Genomic DNA, 10,796 nt, shown 5'->3' with positions numbered 1-10,796 from the left:
GAGGGGAAATAAATCTTTGGAAAAATCGCATTCAGTATGTTCTGGTAAATAGTCTAAGACTTCTGGTTCTAAAATATAAGTGCCAGTGTTGACAGTATCAGAAAAGATTTCGCTAGTGGAAGGCTTTAGCAATTAAGGAAATTAACGCTGCTGGGGGTATTTTAGGTAAGCAAATTGAAGCAGTTGTTGAAGATGGCGCTTCTAATTGGGACACCTTTAGAGAAAAAGCTACTAAATTGATTGACCAGGATCAAGTAGCTGTAGTTTTTGGTTGTTGGACTTCTGCTAGTCGCAAAAATGTCAAGCCAGTTTTCGAGAGCAAGGATCATATGCTCTGGTATCCTGTGCAGTATGAAGGTCAAGAATGTTCTAAAAATATTTTTTACACTGGTGCAGCCCCAAATCAACAAATTGAACCTTCTGTTGATTGGTTGTTGAAGAATAAAGGTAAAGAGTTCTTTTTAGTAGGTTCTGACTATGTTTTCCCCCGCACTGCTAATAACATTATTAAGGCTCAATTAGAGGCTTTAGGTGGGAAAACTGTGGGAGAAGATTACTTACCTTTGGGTAATACGGAAGTAACAGCTATTATCACTAAAATTAAGCAAGTTTTACCCAAAGGTGGTGTAATTTATAATACCCTTAATGGTGATAGTAATGTTGCTTTCTTCAAACAGTTGAAAGGAGCGGGATTGACACCAGATAAGTATCCTTCCATGTCTGTGAGTATTGCGGAAGAGGAAGTTAAAGCCATTGGTGTGGAGTATCTAGAAGGACATTATGCTGCTTGGAACTATTTTCAAACAGTAGACACACCTGCGAACAAGAAATTTGTGGCGGCTTTTAAGAAAGAATACGGTGAAGACAGGGTAACAAATGACCCAATGGAAGCGGCATACATCGCCGTGTATTTATGGAAGCAAGCGGTAGAAAAAGCAACTACAACTGACTTAGCAAAAGTCCGGGCTGCGGCCTATGGTCAAACTATAGATGCACCTGAAGGAAAAGTGACTGTTAATGCCAATCATCACATATCAAAAATTGTGCGGATTGGTCAAGTCAGAAAGGATGGACTATTTGACATTGTTTATGCTACTCCCGCACCAGTTGAACCAGTTCCTTGGAATCAATTTGTGAAAGAGACCAAGGGATTTGCTTGTGATTGGTCAGATCCTGCAAAAGGTGGTAAATACAAGAATGGTTAATTTGGTGGTCAGTTGTCAGGGGTTAGTAATACTCAAAACGGCTAGAAACTGGACTTTTTTATCATACAAATAACAAGCCTCTCTAGTATTAAATATTATTCCTTAACCCTCTCCTAAGAGGAGAGGGTTAAGGAAAGTGATTTAGGTGAAAATAGCTCCCCAATCACAGAAAGAGAGCTTAGGCACTTAGATAAAGAAGCTACTAACAGCAATAGTACCCAAAGCTGGTAATATACCACTATATCCTGTGATATTCACCAATAGGTCATTGCCTAATTGGAAACCAGCCACACCATCATTAATGACCAAATAAGTTCCGGCAATACCGGAAGTGGTGACACTGACTAAAGCTGCACTATTTACACCTAAAGCCTGATTATCAGATAATCCTCCGTTAGCATCAATAAATACACTATTGGCCATATTTATTAAGGTAGTAGCTGTACTATCAGCAGCACGAGTGAAGGCAGTGGGAGCCTTCATAGCTACACCCAAGGAGGTCAACAGGTCAATTTTGTCAGTGCCGATGGCAAAGTCGGTAATTCTGTCTGCTCCTAATACTGGGGATTGTCCAAATTGGAAAACAAAGGTATCGCTTCCTGTTCCACCTGTGAGGGTGTCTGCACCTAAACCACCGTTGAGGGTGTTATTGCCACTATTACCAGTGAGAGTGTTATTATTTGCGTTCCCTGTGCCGTTAATTGCGGCTACTCCTGTGAGGGTGAGGTTTTCTAGATTATCTCCCAAGGTATAAGTGACAGATGATTTAACTGTATCTGTTCCCTCATTGGCTTTTTCTATGATGGTGTCAGTAGTAGTATCTACCACATAAACATCATTACCTAAACCACCAATCAAGGTATCAATACCATTACCACCGTTGAGGGTGTTATTGCCACTATTACCTGTGATAGTGTTATGCAGACTGTTACCCGTACCATTAATATTGCTGCTTCCTGTCAAGGTCAGGTTTTCCACATTATTAGGTAAGGTGTAGGAAATAGATGCGTTGACTAAATCAGTTCCTGCGTTGAGAGCTTCAGTAACAATGTCACTTATATGATTAACGGTATAAGTATCGTTGCCGGCAAGTCCAATCAGGGTATCTGGACCATCTGTACCGATTAAGGTGTCAGCGTTATAAGTTCCAAACATCATTTTGTAAATGGTAGTCATAAGAATCTCCTTGATTTTTTGCTTGCTTAAATTTCGTTAAAATATCACAATGGAATTGTATCATGTCCGTCTAATCACTTACGATATAGGTTGTCATTTTTTCATGGTAATATCCTTAATTACTAAAAGCTAAAAGATAAGTAGTGAGACAGAATTAATTACACAATGTTATTGCCTAAGCGTTGCGTTAGCTGTATGGAACGAAGTGAAATGAAGCAATCACCAGGGCTGTGATTGCTTCATTTCACTTCGCTCGCAATGACTGTAAATATTTTTGTCCAATTACTTAAAGAGGCGAGAGTAAAGAAGTTTTCAGCGATTTTACGTTTGTTTGGTTTTATTGTGTTCACCTACTTATTCATATTTGTACTTCGTTTAGTGGCAATTTGCTGTGAGGTGAAAATAACTAAAAAACAACTGACAACTGACAACTGACTATTAGGAATAAATTGATAATTGCAGGGATAAAATGTTAACAGGGTTCTTGGAAGCTGTATTTAATGGTGTTAGTATTGGCGCTGTTTTATTAATTGCTGCGTTAGGATTAGCGATCATATTTGGCTTAATGGGTGTCATTAATATGGCACATGGTGAGCTAATGATGTTTGGCGCTTATACAACTTTTGTCGTGCAAAATGTTTGTAAGCAATTGGGTGGGGTTTGGTTTGAAGTTTATATATTTCTGGCTTTGATTATTGCTTTTGTTTTCACTGCTGGTGTGGGATTAGTTCTGGAAAAAAGTGTAATTCGTTATCTCTATGGACGACCTTTAGAAACTCTGTTAGCAACTTGGGGCGTAAGTTTAATTTTTCAGCAGTTTGTTCGCAGTGTCAATTTATTATTAGTCATGGGGATGGTTTTGTTTTCTGTTTTGTTTTTTGGGGGTTTATGGATTTTAAATTCTCGGAATAATTTACAGAAAATTCGTAACTGGGTTGTGGGAGTTTTACTATTTTTGTCACTAGGATTGACAATCACAATTTGTAATTTATTGAGTAAAACCTATCAGCAAGCGGTAACTTTACCTTGGTTCGGCGCTCAAAATGTGGATGTTACAGCCCCTAGTTGGTTACAATCTGGTGTATCTTTAGCTGGTGTACAATTACCTTATGCCCGGTTATTTATTATTGTTTTGACGATTATTTGTGTGGGAGGAATTTATCTATTTTTGCAACGTTCTCATTGGGGATTAAGAATTAGGGCTGTTACTCAAAATCGCAGTATGAGCGCTTGTTTGGGTATTCCCACTCAAAAAGTTGATGCAATTACTTTTGCACTGGGTTCAGGGTTAGCTGGTGTGGCTGGATGTGCAATTAGTTTACTCGGTTCTGTCGGACCAAATACTGGACAAAATTACATTATTGACACCTTTATGGTGGTGGTTGTCGGTGGTGTGGGTAATTTAGCTGGTACGATTTTGGCAGCTTTGGGAATTGGGACAATTAATTATTTGATTGGTTCGGGAACTTTGGCTTTGTTGTTGGGTGCGGTCAAGCCTTTGGCTGATTTATTTAGTTTTTTTGCAACTACAAGTATGGCTAAGGTGATGGTTTTTGCGTTAATTATTGTGTTTTTACAGTGGAAACCTGGCGGAATTTTTCCCCAAAAGGGTCGTCATGTTGATGTTTAAATTATGGGAAATTAAACGCAGATAAACGCAGATAAACGCGGATTTTAGAAAATGGATAAGTTAGAAATGATGAAAATTAAAAAGGGGCGAAATTTAATATTAGTTGAAGTTGGGGTCGTTTGTGCGATCGCTTTAATTTTGATTTTGATTATGCCGGTTTTACTTTCAGATTTTCGTCTGAATTTATTGGGACGATTTTTGTCTCTGGCTATTGTGGCTTTGGGAATTGATTTAATTTGGGGTTATGCTGGTTTATTGAGTTTGGGACATGGGATTTTCTTCGGTTTGGGTGGATATGCGATCGCTATGTACCTAAAATTGCAAGTCCCCACGGGGGAGTTACCAGATTTTATGTCCCTTTATGGTGTTATGGAACTTCCTGGATTTTGGCGGCCTTTTTCTTCTTTTCCCCTGTCTATGGCTGCTGTGGTGATGATTCCGGGTTTGTTAGCAGGATTACTGGGATATTTAGTATTTCGTAACCGCATTAAGGGCGTTTATTTTTCGATTTTGACTCAAGCTGCAATTATTGTATTTTTCAATTTTTTTAATGGACAACAACAATTTTTTAATGGCACAAATGGGTTGATAGATTTTACCACTTTTCCGCCTTTATCTTGGGGAGTTAATGGCAGTGGTGCTATAGTTAGTGATAGCAAAACTCAATTTGTTTTTTACGTCTTGACGGTGGTATTTTTGGCGGCTACTTATGGGCTTTGTCGCTGGTTAACTAGTGGACGTTTTGGTAGATTATTAATAGCTATTCGTGATGATGAAAGTCGGGTGAGATTTTCTGGTTACGACCCCACAGATTTTAAAGTCTTAGTATTTGCTGTTTCGGGAGCAATTGCTGGTATAGCTGGGGCATTTTACACCGTTCAAAGTGGTTCTGTATCCCCTAGATCCATGGATATTGGCTTTTCTATTGAAATGGTGATTTGGGTGGCTGTGGGGGGAAGAGGGACATTAATCGGGGCAGTTATTGGCACTTTATTAGTTAATTATGCCCGGACTTTTTTAAGTGAACAATTCGCGGAAATATGGCTATTTTTTCAGGGTATACTATTATTAATTATCGTCATTCTGCTTCCTGATGGCATAATGGGATGGTTAAATCAACAAAATATTCCTTTCGGGAAACGTCAGCAATTAAAAATTTCTGATACCTATCCTAGTTTAGAAGAAGACATAGAAGTGAAACATGAACGCCAAAATCTTGGAAACTGAAAATGTAACCGTTAGTTTTGACGGTTTTAAAGCATTAAATCGCCTAAATTTTAGTATGAATGTTGGTGAATTGCGCGTAGTAATTGGTCCGAATGGGGCAGGAAAAACCACTTTTTTGGATGTAATTACAGGTAAGGTTCAACCAACTATAGGGAAAGTATTATTTAAGGGTAAAAATTTACGTTCCTTAGCCGAACATCAAATTGCACGGCTGGGAATTGGGCGCAAATTTCAAACTCCACGAATATATCTTAATTTAACACCTTTCGAGAATTTAGAAATCACTAGTAATCGTCAGAAAAATGTCTTCTCAACCTTGTTTCGTTCTATCAATTCTGCGGAGAAAAATAGTCTTAAAGGCTTATTAGAAACAATTGGTTTAACTGCAAAAGCAAATATTCCAGCGGCTTTATTATCCCACGGAGAAAAGCAACGTTTGGAGATTGGAATGTTAGTAGCACAATCTCCTGATTTATTACTTGTTGATGAACCAGTGGCTGGTTTAACAGATGAAGAAACCTATAATATCGGTAATTTATTATCAACATTAGCCACGAGTCATTCAATTTTAGTTATTGAACATGATATGGAATTTGTGCGACAAATTGCTAAGAAGGTGACAGTATTGCATGAAGGTTCAGTATTGTGTGAAGGTGATTTTGAGAAAGTCAGAAATGATCCCCGCGTTATTGAAGTATATTTAGGAAAACAGGAAGAGAATCATACCCCCCCTTAATCCCCCCTTGTGAAGCTGGGAAACAAGAACTCTGTCCCCTCCCGGTTATAAGGCGTGTACACACAAGTCAAATTACCCCCCTTAATCCCCCTTTGGAAATGGGGGAAACCGGAAAAATTACTTCCCTCCCCTTTGTAAAGGGAGGGTTAGGAAAAAAATAGTTAATCAGGTTAATTTTATAATGCTAAAAATTTCTAATCTTAACGTTCATTATGGTGAAAGTCATATTATCAGAAATGTAGATTTGACTGTATTACCAGGACAGATGGTATGTTTAATTGGCCGCAATGGGGTGGGGAAAACAACCATGCTAAAAACAATTATTGGCTTACTTAAACCCAGCAGCGGAATTATTAATTTTGCAGGGGAGATAATTAACGGTAAACCAACTTATGAACGGGCGAAAATGGGTATTGGTTATGTGAGTCAAGGAAGGGAAATTATACCGCGATTAACAGTTAAAGAAAATCTGCTTTTGGGATTAGAGGCTAGACAAAAACCAGTCAAAAAACCAGAAATTCCCCCAGAAATTTTTAGCCTATTTCCAGTACTAAAAACTATGCTTTCTCGTATGGGTGGAGATCTAAGTGGTGGACAACAGCAACAATTAGCGATCGCTCGTGCTTTAATGGGAAAACCACAACTACTCGTATTAGACGAACCGACGGAAGGTATTCAACCCTCAATCATTTTGGAAATTGAAGCCGCAGTCCGTCAGATTATTGAAACCACAGGAGTTTCCGTCTTATTGGTAGAACAGCACTTGCATTTTGTCCGTCAGGCAGATTACTATTATGCCATGCAAAAAGGGGGGATTGTTGCTTCCGGTCTAACTCAGGAACTTAGTCAAGATGTGATTCAAAAGTTTTTGACGGTTTAGTGATAATTGATAAAGATAAAGCCAGGGAATAAATTCCCTGTCTCATAGCAAAAGTCGGTTAAAACCGACTGTTTCGATTAACTTCTCAAATTCACACCAAATTTTTCAACTAAAGCTGTCCGCACCTGATTATGAACTGGTTCAATTTCATTTTCAGTGAGGGTGCGATCGCTGGCACGATATACTAAACGAAAGGCTAAACTGCGTTGTCCTGTGGGGACATTTTCACCCCGATATTCATCAAACAATTCCACAGAATTTAACAACCCTTTCCCAGCTTTATTAATAACTTTTTCCAATTCGGAAACCGTCACTTTCACAGGGGCAAAAAACGCCAAATCTCTGTCACTAGCTGGATAGGTAGAATAGGAACTGAATTTGGGAACTAGCAAATCATCATGATCCCAGGCATCCAACAGAGCATCTAAATCCAATTGAAACACATAAACGGCTTCTGGCAAATCCTTCTCTCGACGTAATTGGGGGTGAACCTGTCCGAATGTTCCCAATCTACTACCCTTTACCCACAATGAAGCTGTGCGTCCAGGATGTAAGCGAGAATCTCGATTTTCGGGTTGAAATTCTACCACTAATTTTAGTTGTTTAAAGACACTTTCTAAAATGCCTTTGGCTTCAAACCAAGTAATCGCTTCTTCCTTACCACCTCTTGACCATTTACCGACAGTGATATCACCACCAATAATTCCAGCCAGGATTTCCGCTTCTTGTAAACCCTCTTCTTCGCGCCAGAAAATCCGACCGATTTCAAAACCGTTTAATGCCCCATTTCCTTGCTCTATATTATATTGAAAAGCGGTAATTAAACCGGAAATCAAATCAGTGCGTAAAGCCGAATATTCAGCAAACAAAGGGTTACTTAAAATGATCTGTTTATCTTCACCTGGTTTCACCAAAGAATAATGAATTAATTCTGTTAAACCTTCAGCGCGGAGATAAGCGCGTAACCTGCGAATTAATTCTTGTTCTAAAGATAGATAACCAGCTTCGGATTTTTCTGGTAGAGTATCACAGAACTTATCATAACCATATAACCGGGCAATTTCTTCAATTAAATCAATTTCCCGTTCTAAATCGCGGTAACGATAGGGAGGTACGGTAACTGTCCAATTTCGGTCATCAATTTTGGCTAATTTACATCCTAAAGCCGTGAGAATTTTTTCGACATCTGACCCTTGTAATTCTCCTGTTTCGAGTCCTAATTCAATCGGACCTAGCACTTCATTAACTTTATCTAAACGCAGGTTAATAGAATGTGACCAAGTAGAAATATCTGGACGATAATCGGAAATTTCTTGCTGAACAATCACCCCTGCGGCTAATTCACTAATTAAGGATAAAGCGCGGTGACAAGCTATTTCTAATTCGGCACGATTTACGCCCCTTTCGTATCTACCAGAAGCCTCACTTCTTAACCCCGCACTGCGAGAAGAACGGCGAATAGCCACAGAATCAAATAACGCTGCTTCTAAAACTAAACTTTGTGTACCTTCATGAACTTCTGTTTCTGCACCACCCATAACACCTGCTAAAGCCACCGCTTGATTATTAGCAGTAATTAATAAATTTTGGGTTGATAAATTACGAATATTTCCATCTAAGGTTTTTAAAGTTTCCCCAGTTTCCGCAAACCGCACACCAATGATTAAATTTTCGCCGCCACCTACAGATTGTAAACGCTCTTTATCGAAAGCGTGAAGAGGTTGTCCTCTTTCCAATAAAACGTAGTTAGTGATATCAACTACATTATTAATTGGTCTGACTCCAGCAGCGCGTAAACGTTGTTGCAGCCATTCAGGAGAAGCCGCAATTTTGATGTTTTCGACAACTGTACCAATATAGGCAGGACAAGCTTGGATTTCAGAAATTTTTAAAGTGATGCTTTTCCCAGTCTTGGTATTTTCTACATCTGCAACTGGGGGAATTGATAGTTTTCCGCCAGTTAAAGCTGCTACTTCCCGGGCAATACCCACCATAGATAAAGCGTCAGCCCGGTTAGCAGTAGCGGTGACATCTAAAATCACATCTTCCAAACCCAACAGGGGACGAACATCACTACCCACCACCATGTTTTCTTCAGGGAATATATGAATACCGTCAATATCAGTGGGTAAACCCAGTTCTTTTAAAGAGCATATCATCCCATTGGAGGGAACACCACGCAGTTTTGCGGGTTTGATTTTTAAATCAATATTGGGTAAATAAGTTCCTGTGGTGGCGACAGGGACATAGATATCTGCGCGGACGTTCGCAGCACCGCAAACGATATTTACAGTCTCAGCAGCCCCAATATCTACGGTACAAACGCTCAATTTATCTGCATTGGGGTGGGGTTGACGTTCTAGCACTTTTCCCACAACTACACCATTTGCCCAAGTGCGGCGGTCTTCTATATCTTCTACTTCAAACCCTGCCATTGTCAAGGTTTCCGCCAGTTCTTCTGGGGTGAGTTTGATTTCTACAAGTTCTTTTAACCAGGTTAGAGAAATACGCATGGAGTCTGTTTGTTTAGATTTGTCTTTCGCTCTAATTTTATATATTAGGTGAAAATTATGAGATTTTTTGGCTTTGCTAATTGAATGTATGAATTAGCCTCACGCCAAGGCGCAAAGACGCAAAGAATAAGAGTTAAAGAAATCTAATTTTTTGGTTTTACAGTGGAAATTCGATGTGGAAGGTCTCTACATTTTTTTTCACCGGATGTCTATTATGATTAATTAAGTAGATATCAGAATCTATTCCTATGGGAGATATGTCCAATATGGTACAGCAATTATCAGCAGAAACCACACCAGAAATCATCTACCCTGACAGCGACGGTCAACCAATGGCAGATAATACTAAACAATATCAATGGATTGTTAAAGTTAAAGAAAATTTAGAAATATTATTTGCATCAAATCCAGATGTATTTATTGCCGGTGATTTACTTTGGTATCCTGTGGAGGGAAATCCGAAAATTCGCCAAGCACCTGATGTATTAGTAGTTTTTGGCAGACCAAAGGGAGATAGAGGTTCATATCAACAATGGAAGGAGAATAATATTCCTCCTCAAGTAGTTTTTGAAATTTTATCTCCAGGAAATCGAACTTCGGCGATGATTAATAAATCGCTTTTTTATCAACGTTATGGTGTGGAGGAATATTATATTTATGATCCTGATAGTATAGAATTATCTGGTTTTGTGCGTTATCAAGATGCTTTTGTCGTCATTGAAGATATTAATGGTTGGATAAGTCCACGATTGGGTATCCGGTTTCAACTTGTATCTGATAATTTAGAAATTTATTATCCTGATGGTAATAAGTTTCTTACATCTGTGGAATTTGATCAACTTGCGAAACAAGAACGTCAAGAAAAGGAAGCAGCTATTCAGCAGTATCAAGAATTATTAACAAAGTTGCAAGAAAAGGGCATTGATTTAGGTACAAGATGAACCCCTCCCCGCAAGCGAGGAGGGGGCTATGATATAAGTAGTTGGACAAAAATATTTACAGTCATTGCGAGGGAAGGGAAGCAATCACAACCCTGGCGATTGCTTGATTTCACTTCGTTCCATATGGCTAAAGCCACGCAACGCTTACGCAATGACATTGTGTAATTAATTCTGTCTCACTACTTACCTCATTTAACTCGCAACTGTTGTGTAATATGGTGTGTTATGTAGCGGTATTCACTAAATTCTATTAGATCAAGGGCGATCGCTGTTATACTAAATACCATTAGGGAGCATGGATGATATTTGCAAAATTTTAAGATAATGGAGCGTTACACCGTCGCTAACACATCCTACGTATATCTATAAATATTATTTTGGAGTTGGAATTATGACAGATGCAAAAAATATCAATAAACCATTATTTTCTCAACATTATTTAGACTATCGGCTTCAAGAATCTCCAGAATGGCAATTAGATATTAAAC

General features: G+C 38.8%; 7 protein-coding genes and 1 pseudogene. 6 read left to right on the top strand and 2 right to left on the bottom strand.

Features of this window, described 5'->3' with window-relative positions:
* Window positions 1–125 precede the first annotated feature (125 nt).
* A pseudogene (gene urtA, locus IQ228_RS12570) lies at window positions 126–1,205 on the top strand (urea ABC transporter substrate-binding protein); the annotation flags it as partial.
* 186 nt (window positions 1,206–1,391) lie between these two features.
* Here the strand turns inward: urtA and IQ228_RS12565 are convergent.
* The gene (locus IQ228_RS12565) at window positions 1,392–2,381 is read right to left on the bottom strand and encodes a calcium-binding protein (protein ID WP_152540477.1); all 990 of its coding nucleotides are present in this window, start codon (window positions 2,379–2,381) and stop codon (window positions 1,392–1,394) included.
* Between the two features lie 469 nt (window positions 2,382–2,850).
* Between IQ228_RS12565 and IQ228_RS12560 the strand changes: the two genes are divergently transcribed.
* The 4 genes from IQ228_RS12560 (at window position 2,851) to urtE (ending at window position 6,854) form a co-directional block, all read left to right on the top strand.
* The gene (locus IQ228_RS12560; RefSeq protein WP_027403486.1) at window positions 2,851–4,011 is read left to right on the top strand and encodes a branched-chain amino acid ABC transporter permease; all 1,161 of its coding nucleotides are present in this window, start codon (window positions 2,851–2,853) and stop codon (window positions 4,009–4,011) included.
* Between the two features lie 51 nt (window positions 4,012–4,062).
* Complete coding sequence (urtC, locus tag IQ228_RS12555; RefSeq protein ID WP_228043849.1) at window positions 4,063–5,238, top strand: urea ABC transporter permease subunit UrtC; 1,176 nt, start codon at window positions 4,063–4,065, stop codon at window positions 5,236–5,238.
* Window positions 5,213–5,974, top strand: coding sequence for an urea ABC transporter ATP-binding protein UrtD (gene urtD, locus IQ228_RS12550; protein ID WP_027403488.1), 762 nt, complete (start codon window positions 5,213–5,215; stop codon window positions 5,972–5,974). The genes urtC and urtD overlap by 26 nt, the downstream gene beginning before the upstream one ends.
* Window positions 5,975–6,155: 181 nt before the next feature.
* Window positions 6,156–6,854, top strand: coding sequence for an urea ABC transporter ATP-binding subunit UrtE (gene urtE, locus IQ228_RS12545; protein WP_027403489.1), 699 nt, complete (start codon window positions 6,156–6,158; stop codon window positions 6,852–6,854).
* 77 nt (window positions 6,855–6,931) lie between these two features.
* Here urtE and pheT read toward each other — a convergent pair whose 3' ends face one another.
* Entirely contained in the window at window positions 6,932–9,367 is a 2,436-nt protein-coding gene (gene pheT / locus IQ228_RS12540) for a phenylalanine--tRNA ligase subunit beta (protein WP_193962990.1), read from the bottom strand.
* A 266-nt stretch (window positions 9,368–9,633) separates the two neighbouring features.
* On the opposite strand from pheT, the gene IQ228_RS12535 reads away from it, so the two are divergent.
* A complete protein-coding gene (locus IQ228_RS12535; protein ID WP_027403491.1) occupies window positions 9,634–10,308 on the top strand; it encodes a Uma2 family endonuclease in 675 nt (224 codons plus the stop codon).
* Window positions 10,309–10,796 lie beyond the last annotated feature (488 nt).

It is taken from the genome of Dolichospermum sp. LEGE 00246, assembly GCF_015207865.1.
GTDB lineage: Bacteria > Cyanobacteriota > Cyanobacteriia > Cyanobacteriales > Nostocaceae > Dolichospermum > Dolichospermum heterosporum.
The sequence above is the reverse complement of the archived record's forward strand: the minus strand, read 5'-3'. Positions and strand labels throughout refer to the sequence as shown.

Bases quoted from the DNA above. Each gene is read 5' to 3' on its own strand.
- IQ228_RS12565 (WP_152540477.1), bottom strand. From the start codon at position 2,381: ATGACTACCATTTACAAAATGATGTTTGGAACTTATAACGCTGACACC.
- IQ228_RS12560 (WP_027403486.1), top strand. From the start codon at position 2,851: ATGTTAACAGGGTTCTTGGAAGCTGTATTTAATGGTGTTAGTATTGGC.
- urtC (WP_228043849.1), top strand. From the start codon at position 4,063: ATGGATAAGTTAGAAATGATGAAAATTAAAAAGGGGCGAAATTTAATA.
- urtD (WP_027403488.1), top strand. From the start codon at position 5,213: ATGAACGCCAAAATCTTGGAAACTGAAAATGTAACCGTTAGTTTTGAC.
- urtE (WP_027403489.1), top strand. From the start codon at position 6,156: ATGCTAAAAATTTCTAATCTTAACGTTCATTATGGTGAAAGTCATATT.
- pheT (WP_193962990.1), bottom strand. From the start codon at position 9,367: ATGCGTATTTCTCTAACCTGGTTAAAAGAACTTGTAGAAATCAAACTC.
- IQ228_RS12535 (WP_027403491.1), top strand. From the start codon at position 9,634: ATGGTACAGCAATTATCAGCAGAAACCACACCAGAAATCATCTACCCT.